We start from the raw sequence: 26,639 nt of genomic DNA, 5'->3' as shown, positions 1-26,639 counted from the left end.
CTTGCAATCCATTAAATATAAATCTGATTTTTTACTTCGACGCTCTTCTTCTCATTGATCTTAAAATTAAGAATAATCCACTTACAAATGTGAATGAAATTAATGGACTTGATTTATCATTATTTATACCAGTGTTTGGTAATTGATATCTTCCTTTTTCATTTCTAACTTTATGATAGGCTTTATTAGTTTTATGTTGTTCAGTAGTTACTATCACACTTGCATTTTCATTATTGCTAAGTGATTTTTTATTATTTTGCTTGTTAATTTTAATATTTGCAAATTGAAGTTTAACATCATTTACTATCTTATTTATTGTATTATTTCTTGAAGCAAGATCAATATCTTTGAATGATTTTTTAACTATTTGTTCAATGATGACTTTAATTCTAACTTTTTCCTCATTTGAAACACCATTCATATTATTTATTTTATTTTTCAATTGTCTAGCTATTTTTTCAATTTTTTTCTTAGCAATTAATTTAGCTTTATTTTCAGGTACAGTTTTAGTAATTAATTTGCTATATTCTGCATCTATTTTTTTCACTTTATAAGATGTTTTAGCTTTTTCTATTTCAATTTTAGCTTTTTCAAAAAGTAGTTTAATCATTTGTTTTGCTTTGGCTTTTTCTTCTTCAGTTGCCAAGTGATTAGAATCTATTTTTGTCATCTGTTGTTTGACTAATTCCTGTAAGTGCTTAATTGCTTTTGATTTTGCTGAATTATCAGCTTCAATATTATTGATGGCCGTTTTACCTACATCAATCGCATTATCGACTTCAGAGTTGTTAACCGCTTTATCTATCGCTTGTTTTGCTACTGTTGCGGCTTCGTCTACTTTTGCTTTTGCAGCAGATTTCTCTTCTTCTGTCGCATTTACGTTGTGATCTATTTCTACTTTCTTAGCTGTAGCTGCTTCATCTATCGACGCTTTCGCTTCGGCTTTTTTAACAACCGTTGGTTGGACATTGTTGATTGATTCAATTCCATTTTCTTTTGCTGTGTCCACACCTTGGTTATTTGTTGCTTGGTCTATCGCTTGTTTTGCTACTGTTGCGGCTTCGTCTACTTTTGCTTTTGCAGCAGATTTCTCCTCTTCTGTCGCATTTGCATTTTGATCTATTTCTGCTTTCTTAGCTGTAGCTGCTTCATCTATCGACGCTTTCGCTTCGGCTTTTTTAACAACCGTTGGTTGGACATTGTTGATTGATTCAATTCCATTTTCTTTTGCTGCGTCCACTCCTGCGTTATTTGTTGCTTGGTCTATCGCATTCTTCGCAACTTTTGCAGATTCGTCCACTTTCGCTTTTGCGGCTACCTTTTCTTCTTCTGTCGCATTTGCATTTTGATCTATTTCTACTTTCTTAGCTGTAGCTGCTTCATCTATCGACGCTTTCGCTTCATCTTTTTTAACAACCACCGGTTGGACGTGATTGATTGATTCAATTCCACTTTCTTTTGCTGTGTCTACGCCTGCATTATTTGTTGCTTGGTCTATCGCTTGTTTTGCTGCTGTTGCGGCTTCATCTACTTTTGCTTTTGCGGCTACTTTTTCTTCTTCTGTCGCATTTGCGTTTTGATCTATCTCTGTTTTCTTAGCTGTAGCTGCTTCATCTATCGACGCTTTCGCTTCGGCTTTTTTAACAACCGTTGGTTGGACATTGTTGATTGATTCAATTCCATTTTCTTTTGCTGTGTCTACGCCTGCATTATTTGTTGCTTGGTCTATCGCTTGTTTTGCTGCTGTTGCGGCTTCATCTACTTTTGCTTTTGCGGCTACTTTTTCTTCTTCTGTCGCATTTGCGTTTTGATCTATCTCTGTTTTCTTAGCTGTAGCTGCTTCATCTATCGACGCTTTCGCTTCGGCTTTTTTAACAACCGTTGGTTGGACATTGTTGATTGATTCAATTCCATTTTCTTTTGCTGTGTCCACACCTTGGTTATTTGTTGCTTGGTCTATCGCTTGTTTTGCTACTGTTGCGGCTTCAGCTACTTTTGCTTTTGCAGCAGATTTCTCTTCTTCTGTTGCATTTGCATTTTGATCTATTTCTGCTTTCTTAGCTATAGCAGCTTCATCTATCGACGCTTTCGCTTCGGCTTTTTTAACAACCACCGGTTGGACGTGATTGATTGATTCAATTCCACTTTCTTTTGCTGTGTCTACGCCTGCATTATTTGTTGCTTGGTCTATCGCTTGTTTTGCTGCTGTTGCGGCTTCATCTACTTTTGCTTTTGCGGCTACTTTTTCTTCTTCTGTCGCATTTGCGTTTTGATCTATCTCTGTTTTCTTAGCTGTAGCTGCTTCATCTATCGACGCTTTCGCTTCGGCTTTTTTAACAACCGTTGGTTGGACATTGATTGATTGATTCAATTCCATTTTCTTTTGCTGTGTCCACACCTTGGTTATTTGTTGCTTGGTCTATCGCATTCTTCGCAACTTTTGCAGATTCGTCCACTTTCGCTTTTGCGGCTACTTTTTCTTCGTCTGTCGCATTTGCGTTTTGATCTATTTCTGCTTTCTTAGCTTTAGCTGCTTCATCTATCGACGCTTTTGCTTCGGCTTTTTTAACAACCGTTGGTTGGACGTGATTGATCGATTCAATTTCACTTTCTTTTGCTACGTCCACACCTTGGTTATTAGTTGCTTGATCTATAGCTTGTTTTGCTGCTGTTGCGGCTTCATCTATCGACGCTTTCGCTTCATCTTTTTTAACAACCGCTGGTTGGACGTGATTGATTGATTCGATTCCACTCTCTTTTGCTGCGTCCACACCTTGGTTATTAGTTACTTGATCTATAGCTTGTTTTGCTGCTGTTGCGGCTTCATCTACTTTTGCTTTTGCAGCTACTTTTTCTTCGTCTGTCGCATTTGCGTTTTGATCTATTTCTGCTTTCTTAGCTTTAGCTGCTTCATCTATCGACGTTTTCGCTTCGGCTTTTTTAACAACCGTTGGTTGGACGTGATTGATTGATTCGATTCCACTTTCTTTTGCTGTGTCTACGCCTACATTATTTGTTGCTTGGTCTATCGCATTCTTCGCAACTTTTGCGGCTTCATCTACTTTTGTTTTTGCGGCTACTTTTTCTTCGTCTGTCGCTTTTGCGTTTTGATCTATCTCTGCTTTCTTAGATGTAGCAACTTCATCTATCGACGCTTTTGCTTCAGCTTTCTTAACAACCGTTGGTTGGACGTGATTGATTGATTCAATTCCACTTTCTTTTGCTGTGTCTACGCCTGCATTATTTGTTGCTTGATCTATCGCATTCTTCGCAACTTTTGCAGCTTCGTCCACTTTCGCTTTTGCGGCTACTTTTTCTTCTTCTGTCGCATTTGCGTTTTGATCTATCTCTGCTTTCTTAGCTTGTGCAACGTTGTCTATTTCTGCTTTTGCTTGATCTTTTTTAACAACCGCCGGTTGGACGTGATTGATTGATTCGATTCCACTCTCTTTTGCTGCGTCCACTCCTGCGTTATTTGTTGCTTGATCTATAGCTTGTTTTGCTGCTGTTGCGGCTTCATCTACTTTTGCTTTTGCAGCAGATTTCTCCTCTTCTGTTGCATTTGCGTTTTGATCTATTTCTGCTTTCTTAGCTGTAGCAGCTTCATCTATCGACGCTTTTGCTTCGGCTTTTTTAACAACCGTTGGTTGGACGTGATTGATTGATTCGATTCCACTCTCTTTTGCTGCGTCCACTCCTGCGTTATTTGTTGCTTGATCTATCGCATTCTTCGCAACTTTTGCAGCTTCATCCACTTTCGCTTTTGCGGCTACTTTTTCTTCTTCTGTCGCAGTTGTGTTTTGATCTATTTCTTCTTTCTTAGCTGTAGCAGCTTCATCTATCGACGCTTTCGCAGCTGCTTTTTTAACAACCGTTGGTTGGACATTGTTGATTGATTCAATTCCACTTCCTTTTGCTACGTCAACACCTGCGTTATTTGTTGCTTGATCTATTGTCTTTTTAGCGGCCATTGCAATTTCATCTACTTTTGCTTTCGCAGCTGCTTTTTCTTCTTCTGTCGCAGTTATATTTTGATCAATTTCTTCTTTCTTACTATCAGTAACTTCATCTATCAGCGCTTTTGCTTGAGATTTCTTGATTACCGTTGGTTGGAATTGATTGATTAAGCCTACGCCATTATTTTTTGCTTCTTCAACTTCGGCATTATTTGTCGCTTGATCGATTTTTCTCTTCGCAATTTTTACTGCTTTATCTATTTTTGCTTTTGCAGCAGATTTCTCCTCTTCTGTTGCATTTGCATTTTGATCAATTTCTGCTTTCTTAGATTGTGCAACGTTGTCTATTTCTACTTTAGCTTGATCCTTCTTAACAGTCGTTGGTTGGAATTGATTGATTGAATCGATTCCTTTTAGTCTTGCTGCATCCACTCCTGAATTATTAGTTGCTTGATCTATTTCACTTTTCGCATTTGTTGCGAACTCATCTACCTTTGCTTTCCCTGCTGTTTTCTCTTCTTCTGTCGCATTTGTATTTTCATCTATTTCTGCCTTTTTACTATCAGCGACTTCATCTATCAGTGCTTTTGATTGAGATTTTTTAATTATCGTTGGTTGAATTTGATTGATTGAATCGATTCCTTTTTCTTTTACCCTGTCAACGTCTGCATTATTTGTTGTTTGGTCTATCGCATTCTTCGCAACTTTTGCTGCTTCATTTACTTTCTCTTTTGCTGCTGCTTTTTCTTCTTCTGTCGCAGTCGCATTTTGATCTATTTCTGCTTTCTTAGCTTGTACCGCACTGTCTATTTCTGCTTTTGATTCAGCTTTTTTAACTACGGTTGGTTGAATTTGATTGATTGAATCGATTCCACTCTCTTTTGCTGTGTCTACGCCTGCATTATTTGTTGCTTGATCTATCGCATTCTTCGCAACTTTTGCTGCTTCATCTACTTTTGCTTTTGCAGCTACTTTTTCTTCTTCTGTCGCATTAGAATTGTGGTCTATATCTGTTTTCTTAGCTGTCGCTGCCTCTTCTATTGCTGCTTTAGCTAGGTCCTTCTTAACAACAGATGGTTGGACATGATTTATTGAATCTATTCCACTTTCTTTTGCTGTGTCCACACCTTGGTTATTAGTTGCTTGATCTATCGCTTGTTTTGCTGCTGTTGCAACTTCGTCTACTTTTGCTTTTGCGGCTACTTTTTCTTCTTCTGTCGCATTTGCGTTTTGATCTATCTCCGCTTTCTTAGCTTGTGCAATGTTGTCTATTTCTGCTTTTGCTTGATCTTTTTTAACAACCGTTGGTTGTACTTGATTAATTGCTTCTACGCCAGTTGCTTTTGCAGTGCCTACGCTTGCATTATTTGTTGCTTGATCTATTGCATTCTTCGCAACTTTTGCAGCTTCGTCCACTTTCGCTTTTGCGGCTACTTTTTCTTCTTCTGTCGCATTTGAGTTTCGATCTATCTCTGCTTTCTTAGCTGTAGCAGCTTCATCTATAGACGCTTTTGATTCAGCTTTTTTAACAATCGTTGGTTGGACATTGTTGATTGATTCAATTCCATTTTCTTTTGCTGTGTCCACACCTTGGTTATTAGTTGCTTGGTCTATCGCTTGTTTTGCTGTTGTTGCGGCTTCGTCTACTTTTGCTTTTGCAGCAGATTTCTCTTCTTCTGTCGCATTTGCGTTTTGATCTATCTCTACTTTCTTTGCTTGTACCGCGTTGTCTATTTCTGATTTTGCTTCATCTTTTTTAACAACCGTTGGTTGCACTTGATTGATTGATTCAATTCCACTTTCTTTGGCTGTGTCCACACCTTGGTTATTAGTTGCTTGGTCTATTGCGTTTTTCGCTATTGTCACAGCTTCGTCTACTTTCGCTTTTGCAGCAGATTTCTCTTCTTCTGTCGCATTCGTGTTTCGATCTATTTCCTCTTTCTTAATATCAGCAGCTTCATCTATCAATACTTTTGCTTGAGCTTTCTTAACTACCGTTGATTGAACATGATTGATTAAGTCTACACCATTATTTTTTGCTGTCTCTACTTCATCATTACTTGTCGATTGTTCTACTTTTCTTTTCGCAGAAGCTACTACTTTATCAATTTTTAATTTTGCAGCAGATTTCTCTTCTTCTGTCGCATTTGCATTTTGATCTATCTCTGCTTTTTTAGCTGTTGCCGCATTATCTATCGCTGCTTTTGCTTGGTCTTTTTTCTCAACCGTTGGTTGAATATTATTGATCGACTCGATTCCACTTTCTTTAGCTGTCTCTACTCCTGCATTATTTGTCGCTTGATCTATTGCACTCTTCGCAGTTTTTGTAGCTTCATCTACTTTTGCTTTCGCCGCTACTTTTTCTTCGTTCGTCGCATTTGTATTTTGATCTATTGCTTCTTTCTTAGCTGTAGCTGCTCCATCTATTGCTGCTTTTGCTTCATCTTTCTTAACCACTGTCGGCTGAATTTGATTAATTGATTCGATTCCGCTTTGTTTTGCTGAGTCCACACCCGTATTGTTTGTTGCTTGATCAATCGCATTCTTCGCCACTGTCACAGCTGCTTCTACTTTTGCTATTGCGTCCGCTTTTTCTTCATCCGTCGCAGTTGTGTTTTGTTCTATTGCTACTTTTTTAGCTGTTGCCGCATTATCTATCGCTGCTTTTGCTTGGTCTTTTTTCTCAACCGTTGGTTGAATATTATTGATCGACTCGATTCCACTTTCTTTAGCTACATCTACTCCTACATTATTTGTTGCTTGATCTATTGCACTCTTCGCAACTTTTGCAGCTTCATCTACTTTTACTTTCGCCGCTACTTTTTCTTCTTCTGTCGCATTTGCATTTTGATCTATCTCCGCTTTCTTAGCTGTTGTCGCATTATCAATTGCTGCTTTTGCTTGATCCTTTTTCTCAACCGCTGGTTGAATATGATTAATTGAATCTATGCCACTACTTTTTGCTGTGTCAACACCTTGGTTATTAGTTGCTTGGTCTATCGCAACTTTAGCTAATCTTGTAACGTCATCTACTTTGGCTTTTGCAGCTATTTTTTCTTCTTCTGTCGCATTTGCATTTCGATCTATCTCCGCTTTCTTAGCTGTTGCGGCTTCATCTATCGACGTTTTCGCTTCGGCTTTTTTAACAACCGTTGCTTGGACTTGATTGATTGTTTCAATCCCACTTTCTTTGGCTGTGTCCACACCTTGGTTATTAGTTGCTTGGTCTATCGCATTTTTTGCAACTTTCACAGCTTTATCTACTCTTGCTTTCGCCGTTGCTTCTTCTTCATCCGTCGCATTCGGAGTTCGATTAATCTCCTCTTTCTTAGCTGTTGCCGCTTCTTCTATTGCTGCTTTTGCTTCATCTTTCTTAACTACCGTTGGTTGTACTTGATTGATTGAATTTGTGCCACTACTTTTTGCTGTATCAACTCCCGCATTATTTGTCGCTTGATCGATTGCATTCTTCGCTGCTGTCACAGCTGTATCTACTTTGGCTTTTGCAGCTGCTTTTTCTTCGTCCGTCGCATTTGTATTTTGATCTATTGCTTCTTTCTTAGCTGTTGCCGCATTATCTATTGCTGCTTTTGCTTCATCTTTCTTAACTACCGTCATTTGGACATGATTAATTGAATCTATGCCACTACTTTTTGCTGTGTCCACATCTGTATTGTTTGTTGCTTGATCGATTGCATTTTTCGCTATTGTTGCTGCTTCTTCTACTTTTGTTTTTGCGGCTACTTTTTCTTCTTCTGTCGCATTTGGTACCTGCTCAATTTCATTTTTCTTATTACGCGCTGCTTCATCTATCGCTGCTTTCGCTTCATCTTTCTTAACAACTATAGGTTGAACGTTGTTAATTGTAGTTATACCGTTTGTTTTAGCTGTATTTACACCCGCATTATTTGTTGCATGATCGATCGCATTCTTCGCTGCAGTCACAGCTTCATCTACTTTGGCTTTTGCAGCTGCTTTTTCTTCATCCGTCGCATTTGTTATTTTGTCTATTTCCGCTTTTTTAATACGGACTGCTTCATCTAATGCTGAATTCGCTTGGTCTTTCTTTTGAACTTCTGGTTGAATATTATTGATTGAATCTTCACCATTAATTTTCGCCATGTCTACACCCGTATTAGTCGTAGCATTATCAATGGCGTTTTTAGCATTTAGTGCTGCTTCATCAATTTTTGCTTTTTCAATTACTTTCTCTTCATCCGTCGCATTTGTAACTTGATCTATTGCCGCTTTTTTTACTCTAGCAGCTTCATCAATTGCCGATTTTGCTTCTGCTTTTTTTACAGCATCAACTTGTACACTACCAATCATATTTACTGCATTATTTTTAGCAGTAGTTACATCATCATTGTGTACACCACGTTCAATGTTTGTGCGAGCATGATTGGCAATTTCATCGATTTTATTTTTCGCTGCTAATTTCTCTTCTTCTGTAGCATCTTCATTTCTTTCTATTTCCGCTTTTTTCGAAGCTATTGCTCGTTCTAATGCTTGTTTCATTTTATTTCTCATTACTGCATTAGTTTGAACTTGATCTATTGCATTATCACTATCCGTTTTGATTGCATCTACTTCTTGATTCGTAGTTGCATTTCCAATCTCTTTCTTAGCATTAATGAGTTCCTCATTAACCTTTGTTTTCGCAATTTCTCTTTCTTCAAATGTTGCATCAATATTATTTTCAAGTGCAACAAGTTTTTCATTTGCTTTACTTTCTAATGCTTGTATTGCACGTTGCTTAACAATTGGCGTAACATCTGATGCACTTATAGCATCAATTGCTATATTTTTAACTTGAGTTACTTCATCACTTGTGTGAGATTCATCTATACTATTATTTTTGTCTCTTAAGTTCGACTTTAATACGTTGAGCGCAGCTTCTTTTTCATCTAGCGTTGCATCATTATTAGCATTAATAATGGCTTGACGTTCTTTCGCAACTTTATCAACTTCAAGTTTTGCTCTCTCTTTATCTAACTGTAGTGTTAAATCATTAATATTTGCCTGGCTCTTTCTATCACTAATTGGTGTGTCATCATTTTCATCTAAAACTTGTCTAGATTGATTTAGTACATTTTGCATTGCAGACCATGCCTCTGATGAGTAATCTCTGCGGTTTAATTGCTGTAATTGAGTCGTTATCTCGTTTACCTTTTGTTGTAGCGCATCTTTAAACATTTTAACAGTGACAGTTTGTCGATTTATAGAAGTGTTGCCTCTTTTTTGATCAGATTCAGATTTAATGTAAATGTTTGTTCCACCGTATCTGAAATAATTGTCGTCAGCTGAAGAACCAAAGTCACGACTACCATTACGTCTATTCATATTAATTCCTTCAGTTACATATAATAACGTTGCTTCAAAATCTTTCTTAATTGGTACAGAAGCTGGTAACGTAACGGTATAAGTAATATCTTTAGTTGTACCAGGGTCAATTCTATCTATATTTAGTGTTAATTCTCTAGTTGCAGAATTATAGTTAGATCTAGCATTTGTTGCTGAAACAAATTTTGCACCTTCAGGTAAGGTAACTTTGTATTGCGTTTTATTTGAACGGGCATGACCTTTATTTTCTATTGAAACTTCTAAAGTGGCATCAACTTGAGTGGCAGTTGTTGATGATGATGTAGATGTGTATTCAGTTTGATGTGTAGTCGCTTTTAAATATGCACCACTGTTCAACTTAACATCAGCTAATCCACTACCACCGAAATTATTGCTTCCTTTCAATAATCTACTTCCACCAGCACTCTCATAACTTCTCTTGTCAAAAGTTTCAAATAAAAATCTAAGTTTAGTCACATTATCAGGCACATTGAATACACCTCTAAATACACCGAAGGATTTACCAGCAGTGTTAGGTCTACCTGAATAAAGTAAATCTGTTGGATTATTACCATCAAAAATAGAAACTTTAACCCCATTAATACCGTTCGTATTCCCCATTGAAGTTCCTATAAATTCCAATTGGAGTTCAGAACCAGGTGTAACGTCAATATCTTGATAAATAGGTCCGACGGTTTTATCGTTATCTGGAGTATTATTTCCTGTGTATTTTGATAGAACGGCAGCAACCTTATTTTTTGTTAAATTAAACACATATGGATTATATGGTGGAAGTGCTTTAGGTCCCCATATAAGTGGAATTTGTGTTTGGTCAGCGTTATTAACCTGCCAACCAGTAACTTTATTAGCATCATTCATTTCTGAAGTAGTTGCATTAGTAGGTATAACCGCACCATTTGATGTATCTGTAAACGTACCATTTACGAATTGATTTGAGTTAACTTCGTTATTACGCATAACATCAGAATTTGCTGTCGCAGCACCGCTATCAGCAGATCTTTTTGCTCTGTGATGTTTAGGTTTTTCATTTTCAACTTGATTCGTTTTATTAACGTTATTAATCGTTTCATTAGTTACAGTACTACTTGAATGTAAAGCAGCATTGGATGCAGAAATAGATTCAGAATTATTTTTTTCTGAATCAGAAAGTTGTTCATTATTTGAATTAACATCTAAGTTATTCGTTGTTGCTTCTCCATGGTTGGTAGTTGCTGTTTCATTTGTATTAATTGTTCTAAGAGTATTAATTTGTTTATCACTAATATTTGATTTATTTTCATTTTGAGAGTTAACACGTTGTGAGGTGATTTGCGAAGAATTACTTTCTTCTTCTTGTGTTGCTGCATGACCTGGATGTGAAAAGAAAGTCAGTGTAGCTATAACAGTGGAAAATATTCCTACACTAAATTTACGAATACTAAATTTCTGTTTTTTAAAAAGATTCATTATTGTTCCTCCTTGATGTTGTTGTCTTGTTGTAGTAGTAATAATGAATAGTAAAGTGTGTTATTAAATTTTTTACATATGATTTTATACAATTGATATCATACTTTTTTATAATATCATCGATTATCCGAAATAACCAGAATAAATTTTTAATTGTAATGGAACATTCATCAAATTTAAATGTGCTTAAATTATATTATTATTATATACATTTTAATTGTGCCTAATACTAAAAAACAAGCCTCACGACTATGTGAGGCTTGTTCTTATATTATTTAGTTTTTATCTTCTTTTCTTTTACGTGATGTTAAGATTAAGAAGAATCCACTAATTAAAGTTAATTCTATTAATGGTAATTCACTTCTGTGATTTCCACCAGTATTTGGTAATTGTTTATTAGCTTTACCTAAAGTTAAGTGGTTAAAATCATTATTACCATTATCAAATCCTAACTTAGGATAATATCCATTGGCATTATCTAATTTTTGACCTTGTTTTGAAGGCATTGGCGCAACTTTAAGAATATCTTCAATGGCTTTTTTAGTTGTGCTATCGACATCTCGGTTTGAACTATCATTATCTATTTTTAACAATGCTTTTCTAGTAATTTCATTAATCAAATGCATTGCTTTTTGTTTTTGTTCATCCGTTAATCCATTTTGATGGTTAATTTTTTCTTTTTGCTGTTGTGCAATTGTTTTAATTTTATCCTTAGCAGCTTGTTTTTTCTTAGCAATTACTTGAACTTTAGAAATTTCATTTTTAAATTTAGCGTGCACTTTATCAACATCATTATTAGTTGCAGCGTGATCAATAGCTTTTTTAGCCTTTTTAATAATATTGTCTACTTCTGATTTAGAAACTTCTTTCTCTTCATGAGTTGCTTGATGATTTTTGTCAATTTCTGACTTTTTAGTCTTAGCAATAGAATCTAAATCTTTTTTAGCTTGAGATTTTTTCATTGTGTCAGGTTGAATTGATTTGATAACTTTACTACTTAACGTTTTAGCTTCATCAACATCATGGTTTGTTATTCCATTATCGATGTTACTTTTAGCCTTCGTAGCTTCTTCATCAACTTTCGTTTTCGCAGCTTCCTTCTCTTCTTTTGTAGCATCATTAACCTTATCAATTTCTGCTTTTTTCACTTTAACTAAATCATCGATGGCTTTTTTTGCTTGATCTTTTTTGATCACTTCAACAGTTACACTATTTATTGTATTTGTGCCATTACCATTAGCTTGGTCGACATCATTGTTTGTTATAGCATGATCAATTATTGTTTTAGCTTTTGTAACTTCTTCATCAACTTTTTTGTGTGCAGCGTCTTTTTCTTCTTTAGTTGCATTAGGTGTTTCGTCAATTTGAGTTCTTTTTGCTTTAGCAACTTCATCGATGGCTTGCTTAGCTTCTGCTTTCTTAATTGTTTCTGGTTCAATCGGTGCTATTTTAGTATGACCATTATTTTTAGCTTGGTCTACTTCATCATTTGTGTTAGCTTGGTCTATTGCTTGCTTAGCTTTTGCACCTTCTTCATCAGCTTTATTTTTTGCTACATCTTTCTCTTCTTTAGTAGCATTAAAGTTGTCATCAATGGCTTTTTTCTTAGCAACAACTTCATCATCAATCGCTTTCTTAGCTTCCGCCTTCTTAATTACTTCTGGTTGAATTGATTCAATAATATTAACACCAGATGTTTTTGCTTGATCGACATCGTTATTTGTTATTGCGTTGTCAATTGCTGCTTTAGCTTTTGTTGCTTCTTCATCTACTCTAGATTTTGCTGCTTCTTTTTCATCTTGTGTTGCATTAGCAACTGTATCAATTTGTGCTTTTTTAGTTACAACTTCATCATCTATCGCTTGTTTTGCTTCTGCTTTTTTGATAGCTTCTGCTTGAATATTAGTTATTGCTGTTACGCCTGTCGTTTTAGCTTGGTCTACTTCGTTATTAGTAGTTGAATTATCAATTGCTGTTTTTGCTTTTGTTGCTTCTTCATCTACTTTTGCTTTAGCCGCGTCCTTTTCTTCTTTAGTAGTTGTTGAATCTTCTTCCAGCTTTGATTTTTTAACTTTAGCTTGTTCATCAATCGCTTGTTTTGCTTCTGATTTCTTAATAACTTCTGGTTGAATTGATTCAATAATATTAACACCAGATGTTTTTGCTTGATCAACACTGTTATTTGTTGTTGCTTGATCAATTGCTGCTTTTGCTTTTGTTGCTTCTTCATCTACTTTAGATTTTGCTGCTTCTTTTTCTTCCGTTGTTGCATCATTATTATTATCTATTTCTTGCTTTTTAGCAGTAACTAATACATCAATGGCTTGTTTTGCTTCTACTTTTTTAATTACTTCCGGTTGAATTGATGTAATTGTATTAACACCAGATGTTTTTGCTTGATCGACATCATCATTGGATGTTGACTTATCGATTGCTGCTTTTGCCTTTGTTGCTTCTTCATCTACTCTAGATTTAGCCGCATCTTTTTCTTCTTGAGTTGCATCATTATTATTATCTATTTCTTGCTTTTTAGCAGTAACTAATACATCAATGGCTTGTTTTGCTTCTGCTTTTTTAATAGCTTCTGGTTGGATATTATTGATAGCTGTAATTCCATGATCTCTCTCTGTATGAACTGCATCGTTTGTAGTTGAACGATCAATCGCTTGTTTTGCTTTAGAAGCTTCACTATCGACTTTTTGTTTAGTAGCATCTTTTTCTTCTGTTGTAGTTGTATCATCTTGATCAATTAATGCTTTTTTATTCGTCACAGCTTCATCGATGGCTTGTTTCGCTCTTATTTTTTCAATAGACTCTGGTTGAATATTATGAATAGTATTTGTACCTTCATCCTTTGCTTGAGTCACTGTATCGTTTGTAGTTGCTTGATCAATTGCTGCTTTTGCTTTTGTTGCTTCTTCATCTACTTTGACTTTAGCTGCTTCTTTTTCTTCCGTTGTAGCGGTTGGGTGCTGATCAATTTCGTTTTTCTTAGCAGTAACAGCATCATCTATCGCTTGTTTTGCTTCTGCTTTTTTTATTGCCTCTGCTTGTATATTTGAAATAGTATTTGTTTCACTATTTTGTACTTGATCAACGTCACTGTTAGAGCTTGCATCTGTGATCGCTTGTTTTGCTTTTTGTACTTCTGCATCAACTTTGGCTTTTGCTGCCTCTTTTTCTTCTTGAGTAGTTGTATTTTCTTGATCAATTAATGCTTTTTTCGTAATAGCTGCATCATCTATCGCTTTACGAGCTGTTGCTTTTTTCACAATGTCAGGCTGTATGGCAGTGATTGCATTATTACCATTATCTTTTGCTTGATCGACATCTGCATTAGTCGTTGCTTGGTCTATAGCATGTTTTGCTTTGGTAACTTCGTTATCAACTTTGGCTTTTGCCGCCTCTTTTTCTTCTGTAGTAGCTTCACTATTATTATCAATTTCTAATTTTTTAGCATTAGCTGCATCATCTATCGCTTGTTTAGCAGTTGCTTTTTTCACGATATCTGGTTGAATGGCAGAAATTGTATTGACTCCTGACGTTTGAGCACCATCAACATCACTATTCGTTACTGCTTGGTTAATTGCAGCTTTTGCTTTCTCAGCTTCAACATCAACTTTATCTTTTGCTGCTTGTTTTTCCTCTTCTGTTGCATCATTGACAGTGTCAATTTCAGCTTTCTTCGCTACAACTTCATCATCTATGGCTTTACGAGCTGCTGCTTTTTTACTTACTTCCGGTTGAATGCTTGCAATAACAGTATTACCGTTATCTTTTGCTTGATCGACAGTATTATTAGTCGTTGCCTGATTAATAGCTGCTTTAGACGCAGTAACAGCTGCATCTACTTTTGCAATAGCTGCTTGTTTTTCTTCTTCTGTTGCATCAGGAGTTTGATTAATTGCTTCTTTTTTAGCATTTGCAGCATCATCTATGGCTTGTCTTGCTGCTGCTTTTTTTACTATTTCAGGCACAATACCAGATATCGTATTTTGACTACTAGATGTTGCTTCATCCACTTCAGCGTTAGTAGTGGCTGCATCAATCGCGGCTATTGCTTTTTTCGCCTCTTCATCAATTTTAGCTAATGCGACATCTTTTTCTTCTTGAGTCGCCTCGCTATTTTGGTTAACTAAAGCTTTTTGGTTCGAAACTGCAGTATTAATATCTTGTTTAGCAGCTGGTTTTTTCGCTATTTCTGGTTGGATAGTGTTGATTACATTAGTACTATTATTTTGCGCTTCATCTACACCATCATTAGTAGTTACTTGGTCAATAAGTCTATTCGATTTTCTAACTTCATCGTCTACTTTTTGATTAGCCGCATCTTTTTCTTCTTTGGTTGCTTCATTATTTTGATTAATTAACGCTTTTTTTGCTTCTGCTGCTTCTTGAATAGCTCTTCTAGCATTTGCTTTTTTAATAACATCTACTTCAACCGTATCGATAGTAGCTATACCATTTGTTTTTGCTTCATCTACTTCAGAATTAGACGTAGCTTGATCGACTAAGGCTTTGGCTTTATTCGCTTCTTCTGTTGCCTTAGCCATTGCAACGTTCTTTTCTTCTTCTGTTGCATCAAAATGACTATCGATATATACTTTGCGATTGGTTAATTCTGCTTCTATTGCTTTTTTTGCTTCTACTTTTTTAGTAGCAACGACGTTAATGCTATTAATTTGTGATATACCACCCTCTTTTAGAGTAGGAATAGCGTCGTTATTATTTAATTTGTCAATTTCTTTTGATTTCTCTTTATATCTCGCACGCACTTTATTCACTGCTGTTTGCTTTTCTTCTGTAGTAGCTTGGGTGTTACTATTGATAAAACTTTCTCTTGCCTTTGCAACTTTATCAATATCAAATTTGGCTTTAGCTTTTTCTAATGCTAAAAGTAAGTTGTTAATTTCTTCTTGACTTTTTCTATCTGTAATAGGTGTTGAATCAGTTTCAGATCCTACTACTTTAGCGTTTGTAAGTGCAGTTTGTAAATTATTCCAAGCTTCATCATTGTAATCGCTTTGACTAGCTCTCCCTAATTCCGATTCAATTTCAGTCACTTTATTATTAAGTGCATCTTTGTACATATTTACAGTAACTGATTGTGTCGGTACAGCTGTAGTACCTTGTCTTTGATCACTCTCAGATAAAACAAACTCGTTAGAACCACCATATTTTAGATAGTTTGTGTCTCCTTGAGTAGAAAAATCTTTTGAGCCATTTCTACGATTCATATTTATTCCTTCAGTATAATACGTTAGATTACCATTGAAATCTTTTTTAATTGGTACTGAAGTTGGCAATGATAATGTATATGATACGTCTGTAGTTGTTCCAGCTTGAATAGGATCAATATCAAGCGTAAGTTCTCTTGAATCTTCATCAAATGTACCAGTTGCGTTTTCTGCAGAAACAAATGACACATCTTCAGGTAACGTAACTTTGTATTGTGTTTTATTAGAGCTTGAGTGTCCTTTATTCTCAATACTAAATGTTAATTTTGCATTCACATTAGGTGAATTTTCTGAGGTAGAATTTGCTTGATATTCTGTTTCAGTTGCACTTGTTTTTAAATATGCACCTGTATTAACACTAACATCAGCTACTACACCGCCACCAAAGTTGTTTGCCCCTTTTAATAAACGATGACCACTGTATGAATCATGACTCTGGTTTTCTGCTGATTCAAATTGAATTCTAATTTTTGAAATATCGTCAGGTACATTAAATACACCTTTAAAAATACCAAATTTTTGATTACTCGTTTTAGGCGTACCTTTATATAATAATTTTGAAGGATTATTGCCATCATAAACATACAAACGTGCACTGTTAAACCCTGAAATATTGTTTATAGAAGTACCTAAAAAATGAAATTGTAATTCAGATCCAGGTGTCACATCGATATCTTGATAAATGGGCCCAACGCTATTGTCAGCTACACCGGCAGATAAGTTATCACTATATTTAGATAACACAGCACCGATTTTATTTTCTGTTTTATCAAATGTAATATACGTATATGAAGGTAATGCTTTAGGTCCCCAGATGAGTGGAATTTGAGTTTGTTGACTATTAACAACTTTCCAACCAGGAATTGTGCTTGCAGCATCCATTGCTGATTCAGTAGCTACAGTAGGTATTTCAGCACCTGCACTAGTATCGGTGAAATTACCATTGATCACTTGTCCTGAATTTGTTTCATTAATTGCCATTGGATCGCTTGATTCATTTAAATTCGTAGCTCTATCTGTTACATCTCTTTTTACGCGCTTATGATGATTTTCTGAAGCTTTATCTTTCGAGTCCGATGCTTTGCTTAAAGTTGGTTGATTATTATCAACATTATTTGAAGTTGAAGTCTCATTATTTGCTTCTTTCGTTGAAGCAACACTTTGTGTAGAAGATTGATTGTTTGCAGTAGTAACATCAGTACCACTTTGTGTATTACTTGTTTGACTTTCATTTTTTTGATCTACTGATTTGTTAACTTCAGCTGAAGTTTGTGAATTATTCGCTGTTGATGCTACATGAGCTAAATCTCCTGTAGTGTTAGAATCAGTTGGTACGTGTTGCGCAGTCTGTTCATGTTTATCGAGTTCTGCAGCATGCCCTGTATGAGTAATAAATGCTAAAGTAGCAATTACCGTTGAAAACGTACCTACAGTAAATTTACGTAGACTAAATTTTTGTTTTTTAAATAGATTCATTAAATATCCTCCTTGAAGTCTAATCTTGCTGCCTGTTATTTAATGTTTAAGTCATTTCATAGTTTTATCACTATGCGACCACTTCCGAAATAATTCTATCATTATTAATTGTTGTACGCTAGTGTATTTTAAATTATTATGATAAATATTTTATAAAATATAATTTATTCCTCTTAAAAATTAAAAAAGCGACTGACATTTGAATTTGTCAGTCGCTTATGCATGATTAAATACTATTTATTTCTGTACCTTCAGTGCCCCATTCGTTCATACCACCTTCTACATTAATAGCATGAATATCATGGTCTTCTAAGTATTTAACTACCTTAGCACTACGCATTCCAGCTGCACAGATAATATAGTATGTGTCTTTGTCATTAAAATAATTTAGGTTATCAGGAATTTGATCCATTGGAATTGTTTTAGCCCCAGGTATAACTCCCATTGCAGTTTCTTCGTCAGTTCTAACATCTACAATGTTAACTGGATTAGATTCTAATACTTTCTCTTTTAATTGATCTACTGTAATAGATTCCATTATTAAAACTCCTTTTAATTATTATTTAGCAACAATATTCACTAATTTTTGAGGCACAGCAATCACTTTTTTAATGTCTTTACCCTCTATAGATAGTTTAACATTTTGGTCTTGTAATGCTAATGCTTCCATCTCATCTTTAGACGTGTCTTTAGGAATATTCATTTTGGCTCTAACTTTACCGTTAACTTGGACAACAATTTCTACTTCTGCATCAACTAATAATGATTCATCATAAGTTGGCCAAGGTTGGTAAGTAATCGTATCATCATTACCCATTCTGTTCCATAATTCTTCACCAATATGAGGCGCAATTGGTGCTAACATTTTAATGAAACCTTCTGCATATGGTTTATAAATAGCTTCTGATTTATAGCACTCGTTAATAAATACCATCAATTGGCTAATAGCTGTGTTAAAGTTCAATGAATTAAAATCTTCTGTTACCTTTTTAACAGTTTGGTTAAATACTTTATCTAATTTAGTATCATTGTTTTCAACTACTTTATCTGTTAATGAACCATCTTCATTAATGAATAATCGCCATACACGATCTAAGAAACGTCTAGAACCGTCAAGTCCATTTTCACTCCATGCAATCGCAGCATCTAATGGTCCCATAAACATTTCATATAAACGTAATGTATCAGCACCATGAGAATTTACAATATCATCTGGGTTAACTACGTTGCCTTTTGACTTACTCATTTTCTCATTACCTTCACCAAGAATCATACCTTGATTATATAATTTTTGGAAAGGTTCTTTAGTTGGAACCACACCTAAGTCAAATAAAACTTTATGCCAAAATCTTGCATATAATAAGTGTAGTACTGCGTGTTCAACTCCACCAATGTATAAATCAACTGGCAACCAGTGTTTTAATTTTTCTGGATCAGCTAACATCTTACTATTATGAGGATCGATATATCTTAAATAATACCAACAGCTTCCTGCCCATTGTGGCATTGTATTCGTTTCACGACGACCTTTCATGCCAGTTTTCTCATCAACGACATTTACGAATTCATCAATATTAGCTAATGGAGATTCTCCAGTTCCTGAAGGTTTAATTTCATCTGTTTCTGGAAGTAATAAAGGTAATTCATCTTCAGGTACTGTAGTCATAGTGCCGTCTTCCCAGTGTATAACTGGAATAGGTTCACCCCAATAACGTTGTCTACTAAATAGCCAATCTCTTAGTTTGTAGTTTACTTTCTTTTCGCCTGCACCTTTAGCGACTAATAATTCAATTGCTTTAGAAATCGCCGCTTCATTATCTAAGCCATTTAATTCACCTGAATTAATATGTTCACCAACACCTGTGTATGCTTCTTTTTGAATATCTCCACCAGCAATCACTTCGTTAATTGGTAAATTAAATTTAGACGCAAATTCATAATCACGTTCATCATGCGCAGGTACAGCCATGACTGCGCCTGTGCCATAACTAGATAGTACATAATCTGCAATCCAAATTGGTAATGTCTCACCTGATAACGGATTGATAGCGTAAGCACCCGTAAACACACCTGATTTATCTTTAGCTAAATCTGTACGTTCTAAATCGGATTTCTTTGAAGCTTCTTCTTGATATTGTTTAACCGTTTCAAGTTTATCGGCAGATGTAATTTTATTTACTAAAGCGTGTTCAGGACTTAATACTAGGAAAGTCGTACCATAAATTGTGTCCGGTCTTGTAGTAAACACATCAATACTTTCATCACTGTTATCTACTTTAAAAGATACGCTTGCACCTTCAGATCGGCCAATCCAATTACGTTGCATATCTTTAATAGATTCAGGCCAATCCAGTTCGTCTAAGTCTTCTAATAAACGATCAGCATATTCCGTAATTTTTAATACCCATTGTTTCATTGGACGTCTATAAACAGGATGTCCTCCACGTTCAGATACACCGTCTACTACTTCTTCATTAGATAATACAGTACCTAATGCTGGACACCAGTTAACGGCTACTTCATCAACATAGGCTAATCCTTTATTGTAAAGTTGAATGAAAATCCATTGCGTCCATTTATAATACTCAGGATCTGTCGTATTAACTTCTCTATCCCAATCATAACTAAATCCTAATTCTTGAATTTGACGTTTAAACGTTTGAATATTTTGTTGTGTAAATTCTCTAGGGTCATTACCAGTATCTAAAGCATATTGCTCTGCCGGTAAACCAAACGCATCCCATCCCATTGGATGAAGAACGTTATAACCTTGCATACGTTTATATCTAGAAACAATATCCGTAGCTGTATAACCTTCAGGGTGTCCGACATGTAAACCTGCTCCTGATGGATACGGGAACATATCTAACGCATAAAATTTCTTTTGACCTAAGTTATCACTTGTTTTAAAAGTCTTGTTGTCTGCCCAATAGTTTTGCCACTTTTTCTCAATTTCCTTATGATTATATCCCAAATCTATTTCCTCCTATAAATAAAAAAACATCTCTAACTATTATTTATGATAGGGACGACGAATAGCCGCGGTACCACCCTAATTCACATATTATGTGCACTTTATAATAGTAAGAGATGTTTTAAATTTAATTATTTAACGGTAAGTTCACTTAATTCTTAACACTAGTTCTCACCACCACTAGCTCTCTGATGAAAAGTATTTAAGCTACTACTCCAATACATTTTAATATTATGAGATTCAAGCAGTAATTGCAAGTAGTAGTTATTAATTTATTTCAACTTGCACTTAAATATAGTTACTGTCCTGAACGTTTTGATTGTTCTCTTTTAGGCAGACCCTTATCAAAGATTGAAAGGAAAATAATTCCAATGATTAATAAAAGCATGATACCGATAAACATTGCACTCATGTTAAACGTATCTACTAATAATCCACCAATCAACGGACCAAATGCCTTACCAACAGTTGATGCTGAATTGACAACACCTTGATATTGACCTTGTTTACCTTCTGGTGCTAAATAGTTAGCGATTGTTGGAACAGCAGGCCATACAAACATTTCACCAAACGTTAAAATAATCATTCCGATTAGAAATACAGTAAATTGTTCTGCAAAACTAGTAACAAAGAATGACAACATAAAGATTAAAATTCCAACAAACATTTGATGTTTTAAGTTTCCTTTTAATAAAATAATCGCTGGTCTTATTAACGGTTGCGCAACTAAAATCATAATACCATTCACTGTCCATAATACGCTATATTGAGACATTGAAATATTTAATTCTTGCGTGAATGATGCAATTGTTGTTTCCCATTGAATATAAGCAATCCAACAAATAGCAAACATGACACATAATAATAATAGTGCAATAAACCGTTTTTTATTTTCTTTACTATGAATATCTATACTGTCGGGTGTTCGTAATTTAGCATGATACTCAAGATTGAACTGCGTTATTGCAACAATTGCAAATAAGACGTACATGATTAAGTTAGCTAAGAAGATATAATTAAAACTTAATTCAGCTACGAAACCACCCATTGCTGCGCCCGTTGCTACACCAATGTTTTGAGCTAAGTAGATAGCATTAAATGTTGTTCTTCCCCCATTAGGCCAAACGGCACCTGCCATTGCATATATTGCGGGAACTATCATACCTCCACCAAAGCCTAACAGTACTAACCAAACTGCATACCATGGCCATCCATGGAAAAAGTTCAAGAGTGTCGTACTTATTAAACAAGTAACAGTACCAATCATAATTGTTCGATAGCCGCCTAATTTATCGAATAATGAACCCCCTAATAAATTTCCGACTACCATTCCAAATGAATTAACCATTAGAACAATCGCAGCAATTGTCAGGCTCTTACCCAGCTCTTCTTTCATATAAATTGTGTTTAAAGGCCATAAAAAGCTAGAGCCAGTTATATTCAGTGCCATACCTATAACTAGCCACCATACTGATCTAGGTATATTCATACTATTAGTCCCCTCTTTATATTTTTGTTGAACCACATTAAACACTATAACATTAAAGTATGTTAAAATCTTTACTTAGAACTAAGTTAGATAGAAAGGAAAATGTGTTATGGGTAACTATTTCCCGTATGCCTTTGAAAATAAACGATATCATACATGGAATTACCATTTAAAAAATAGATTTGGGCAAAAGATTTTTAAAGTGGCGTTGGACGGTGGATTTGATTGTCCTAACCGTGATGGCACAGTTGCACATGGTGGTTGTACATTTTGTTCAGCAGCAGGAAGTGGCGACTTTGCCGGTAATAGAGCTGATCCAATTGAAGTTCAATTCCAACAGATTAAAGATAGAATGCACGAAAAATGGAGTGAGGGTAAATATATTGCTTATTTCCAAGCCTTCACTAATACGCATGCACCAGTAGAAGTATTAAAAGAGAAATATGAGCCTGTCCTTAAAGAAGAAGGCGTTGTTGGTTTGTCTATAGCAACACGACCAGACTGCTTACCAGATGACGTTGTAGACTATTTAGCAGAGCTTAATGAACGTACTTATTTATGGGTAGAATTAGGTTTACAGACTGTCCATCAAGAAACATCTGATTTGATTAACCGTGCACATGATATGCAAACTTATTATGAAGGTGTGGCAAAGTTAAGAAAACACAATATTAATGTTTGTACACATATCATCAATGGATTACCAGGAGAAGACTATCAAATGATGATGGAAACAGCTCGTGAAGTAGCACAAATGGATGTTCAAGGTATTAAAATCCATTTACTTCATTTATTAAAAGGTACGCCAATGGTTAAACAGTATGAAAAAGGAATGCTTGAATTTATGTCTCAAGAAGATTATACCAATCTAGTTTGTGATCAACTCGAGATTTTACCTCCAGAAATGATTATACATCGAATTACTGGAGATGGTCCTATCGACTTAATGGTTGGTCCAATGTGGAGTGTTAATAAATGGGAAGTTTTAAATGAAATTGATAATGAATTAGCAAGACGCGAATCATATCAAGGTAAATATTATCAAACTGAAAAAAAGGTTAAATTATGAAATTAGAACGTATTCTCCCCTTTTCAAAAACGTTAATAACTGAACACATTAATTCGCATAGCATCGTCATTGATGCAACTTGTGGCAATGGTAATGACACGAAATTCCTTGCGCAACAAGTTCCAGAGGGTCACGTATACGGATTTGACATCCAAGCATCTGCTATTCAATCTACTTATGAAAAGGTAAAAACATACGATAATGTAACGCTCATTCAAGATGGCCACGAGAATGTGCAACATCATATCGATTCTAACTATAAAGGTCATATTGATGCCGCCATCTTCAATCTTGGGTATTTACCTAAAGGAGATAAATCTATCGTTACGAAACCAGAAACTACTATCAACGCGATTAATCACATCTTTGATTATTTAAGCGTTGAAGGCATTATCGTATTAGTTATCTATCACGGCCACCCTGAAGGTCAAATTGAGAGAGACGCTTTATTAACATTTTTAGAAGCATTCGATCAAAATAAAGCACATATTCTTAAATATCAATTTATGAATCAAGTGAATCATGCACCCTTCATTTGTGCCATTGAAAAACGTTAGCTTTAACATCCAACAAGAAACCTAACATTCTTAATAAGAATACAGAAAATCCACTCCAAAATATTACTTACGGAGTGGATTTTTTATATAACACGCTTATATTATAAGTCGATACGTCACCAAACTTAAATTTTATAAATTAAACACGCATTAATAAATTTAAACTGTTTTCTAATATTTCATATCGTTTTTTTATAGTTGCGGTAATGAAATCTAACAGTTCATTTTTCTGTTCTTGTTTAGCTTCATTAAAATGTATAATTACAGTACGTTCATCATCCAAAGGACGTTCTTTAAAAATCCATTCAGAGTGAACCAATTTATTATATGTACGGGTACGTTTATAAGACTTAATATTAACGTAACTATCCATTTCTTTCAGCGTCATAGGACCTTTATCCCATAAAGTAAGTAAAATTAAAACCTCTTCTTTAGTTAAATCATAAGTTTCATATATTACTTTAAAAATTGAATTGATTTCCTTACAGACTTCTTCAAGCTGTAATATCATTGAAACATTCTCTCCTGCTTGATTACTCATGCTGCTCCCTCCCTAACCGATTGTACACATTCTGATTTTAAAATGATTAAATTATCTGTCACTATATATTTACCCAATTATCACTATTGTAATTAAACAATTTATAATAACTCCCAAAAATTAACTTACATTAAAGCAAATGTTAAAATACTTTAAATTTTAAACTCTAATAGACAAATATATAATTAAATTATTAATGATATACTATTTACATTATATTATATTTCCACTTATCTTTAAAAGTTATTAACTTACTATTACTAAATTAACTGAGTAAACCAAACAATTGCATTATATTTAATTGGGTGTTTAAAAAAAGCTAACCAACAAATTAAATCATTGGTTAGCCAAATATATTATACTTCTTCAATTTCTTCTTCATTAACAATAAAGCCCATTGTATTCACACTATTATTTAAAAATGTTAAAACATAGCGCATCACTTGATCACGTTCAGGTTCATTATGAATCTCGTGATAGAGCCCTTGCCAAACTTTATAATAAAATTCATTCGTGCTAAGTTTATTTTTCAATTCTTCTAAAGAACGCAATTCTAATAGTTTATCTTCTGTGCCATACATGAGTAAGGTTGGCATTGATTGGATGTCTTTCAAATGTTGTACTGTATCTTTCATTGTTTCTAGAACAATGTTATACCATTTATAAGTTACCTTTCTTAACATTAAACCATCTTGATTTGTTTCATCGATTACTTCATCATTTCGTGTTAAATCTTCAGATTCTATACCCAAGTTAAAGCGTGCATCCTTAGAACCTTTACCAATATTAGAGATAAGCATATCTTTGCGCGTTTTATTGTTTCTTTTAAATTCTAACAATGGAGAAAGGAGTAACATACCCTCGATAGGCAATTCTGTTTTTTCAAGTACATTTAATAATATCAATCCACCTAGCCCGACGCCCATAACGAATGTAGGAATTTTATATTCATTTGCGATTCTAACCCATTCCAACAGCGTTTCATGGTAAATATCAAAATGCTCGAGTTGCCCTTTACTCGCTCTAGAAGTTTGACCTTGGCCAGGTAAATCACCCATGATTACGTGATAACCATTACGTCTTAACATCGTAATAACATAAGCATATCTACCAGTATGCTCTAAGATATTATGCACTATAACAACGACACCTTTAGCATCATGTTCAGTTTCCCATTTCCACATATGTATGATTCCTCTCTAACTTATATTTCAATAAATGTATTATATCAGATTATCTGTTAAGTCTGGTGTAAATCTGAGACACAATCTCATTATAAATATTGTCCAACAATGTAATTATACTCTTTTTTATAGTATTCAGATAATTGAAAACGCTTTCTACTATGTAATATTCATGCTAAACTAATATTAAATTATTAGTTTAATGTAATTTGGAGGAATGGGATATGTCACTTTTCAAAAATTTTTTTATTGCATTATCAAATAGCACTTATTTAAATGAAACTGCCAAAAAAGTAGGTCCGAAAATGGGTGCTAACAAAGTTGTAGCTGGCAATACAATCGAACAACTCATTGATACAATCGAGAGACTCAACGATTCAAATATTGCTGTTACAGTAGATAATCTAGGCGAATTTGTTGGAACGGTTGAAGAAGCAAATCAATCAAAAAATGAAATTTTAGAAGTTATGCAAGCCATTAAAGATTATAATGTTGATGCCCATATGTCAGTAAAATTAAGTTCACTGGGTGGTGAATTTGATACAGAATTAGCCTATAACAATTTAAGAGACATATTACTTAAAGCTAATGAATTCAATAATATGCACATTAACATTGACACTGAAAAATATGACAGTTTACAACAAATCGTTGAAGTACTAGATCGTCTTAAAGGGGAATTCAGAAACGTTGGTACTGTAATACAAGCTTATCTTTATGATGCAGTTGATTTAATTGATAAATATCCTAATTTACGCTTAAGATTAGTCAAAGGTGCTTACAAAGAGGATCAACAAATCGCTTATCAAACTAAAGAAGAAATTGATGAAAATTACATAAAAATCATCGAAAAACGACTTTTAAATGCTAAAAATTTCACTTCTATCGCTACACATGATGATCAAATAATTAACCATGTTAAACAATTTGTTAAATTACATAATATCGATAAGGATCAATTCGAATTTCAAATGTTATATGGATTCCGTAGCGAATTAGCTGAAGAAATTGCACGACAAGGATACCATTTCACTATTTATGTACCCTATGGTAATGACTGGTTTGGTTATTTCATGCGTAGATTAGCTGAGCGTCCACAAAATTTAGCACTAGCATATCAAGAGTTCGTCTCAACTAAAACATTGAAGAAAATTGGCCTTTTCACTAGTTTAGGACTTGGAGCAGCCTTTATAATTTCAGGTGTAACTAAACTTATAAAACAATAAGTCCGGGACAAAAATAATATAATGAAGCTATTTTGCAAATTCGCAGTAGCTGACTGAACTGAGAAGGCGCTTAAATCAAGCTTTTCTCAGCTCTAGTCACCCTTGCGGGCGGGGCCCCAA

General features: G+C 34.6%; 11 protein-coding genes and 1 other annotated feature. Of the genes, 3 read left to right on the top strand and 8 right to left on the bottom strand.

What is annotated here, in order from left to right:
* Window positions 1-31: 31 nt before the first annotated feature.
* The 6 genes from KA828_RS00685 to KA828_RS00660 form a co-directional block, all read right to left on the bottom strand.
* A complete protein-coding gene (locus KA828_RS00685) occupies window positions 32-2,377 on the bottom strand; it encodes a DUF1542 domain-containing protein (protein ID WP_210125206.1) in 2,346 nt (781 codons plus the stop codon).
* Complete coding sequence (locus KA828_RS00680) at window positions 2,334-10,766, bottom strand: SasC/FmtB family protein (protein WP_210125205.1); 8,433 nt, start codon at window positions 10,764-10,766, stop codon at window positions 2,334-2,336. The genes KA828_RS00685 and KA828_RS00680 overlap by 44 nt, the downstream gene beginning before the upstream one ends.
* A gap of 275 nt (window positions 10,767-11,041) precedes the next feature.
* On the bottom strand, window positions 11,042-17,479 hold the full coding sequence (locus tag KA828_RS00675; protein ID WP_210125204.1) for a SasC/FmtB family protein: 6,438 nt from the start codon (window positions 17,477-17,479) through the stop codon (window positions 11,042-11,044).
* A gap of 226 nt (window positions 17,480-17,705) precedes the next feature.
* Window positions 17,706-18,017, bottom strand: a complete 312-nt coding sequence (locus tag KA828_RS00670) for a rhodanese-like domain-containing protein (RefSeq protein ID WP_075109293.1) — start codon at window positions 18,015-18,017, stop codon at window positions 17,706-17,708.
* A 21-nt stretch (window positions 18,018-18,038) separates the two neighbouring features.
* Entirely contained in the window at window positions 18,039-20,453 is a 2,415-nt protein-coding gene (gene leuS, locus KA828_RS00665; protein WP_075109294.1) for a leucine--tRNA ligase, read from the bottom strand.
* A gap of 47 nt (window positions 20,454-20,500) precedes the next feature.
* Window positions 20,501-20,683: a binding site (T-box leader), on the bottom strand.
* Between the two features lie 68 nt (window positions 20,684-20,751).
* A complete protein-coding gene (locus KA828_RS00660; protein ID WP_075109295.1) occupies window positions 20,752-21,942 on the bottom strand; it encodes an MDR family MFS transporter in 1,191 nt (396 codons plus the stop codon).
* A gap of 109 nt (window positions 21,943-22,051) precedes the next feature.
* On the opposite strand from KA828_RS00660, the gene mnmL reads away from it, so the two are divergent.
* On the top strand, window positions 22,052-23,011 hold the full coding sequence (gene mnmL / locus KA828_RS00655) for a tRNA modification radical SAM protein MnmL/YtqA (protein ID WP_210125203.1): 960 nt from the start codon (window positions 22,052-22,054) through the stop codon (window positions 23,009-23,011).
* The gene (gene mnmM / locus KA828_RS00650) at window positions 23,008-23,568 is read left to right on the top strand and encodes a tRNA 5-(aminomethyl)-2-thiouridylate-methyltransferase MnmM (protein WP_193839197.1); all 561 of its coding nucleotides are present in this window, start codon (window positions 23,008-23,010) and stop codon (window positions 23,566-23,568) included. Before mnmL ends, mnmM begins: the two co-directional genes overlap by 4 nt.
* A gap of 139 nt (window positions 23,569-23,707) precedes the next feature.
* Here the strand turns inward: mnmM and KA828_RS00645 are convergent, their stop codons facing one another.
* Together KA828_RS00645 and KA828_RS00640 are read right to left on the bottom strand one after the other, a co-directional pair.
* Entirely contained in the window at window positions 23,708-24,109 is a 402-nt protein-coding gene (locus tag KA828_RS00645; protein ID WP_193839196.1) for a transcriptional regulator, SarA/Rot family, read from the bottom strand.
* 356 nt (window positions 24,110-24,465) lie between these two features.
* Entirely contained in the window at window positions 24,466-25,293 is an 828-nt protein-coding gene (locus KA828_RS00640; RefSeq protein ID WP_210125202.1) for an alpha/beta fold hydrolase, read from the bottom strand.
* Between the two features lie 224 nt (window positions 25,294-25,517).
* Between KA828_RS00640 and KA828_RS00635 the strand changes: the two genes are divergently transcribed.
* The gene (locus KA828_RS00635; RefSeq protein ID WP_210125201.1) at window positions 25,518-26,519 is read left to right on the top strand and encodes a proline dehydrogenase family protein; all 1,002 of its coding nucleotides are present in this window, start codon (window positions 25,518-25,520) and stop codon (window positions 26,517-26,519) included.
* Window positions 26,520-26,639 lie beyond the last annotated feature (120 nt).

It is taken from the genome of Staphylococcus sp. GDY8P85P (assembly GCF_017892405.1).
Classification (GTDB): Bacteria; Bacillota; Bacilli; order Staphylococcales; family Staphylococcaceae; genus Staphylococcus; species Staphylococcus borealis.
The sequence above is the reverse complement of the archived record's forward strand: the minus strand, read 5'-3'. Positions and strand labels throughout refer to the sequence as shown.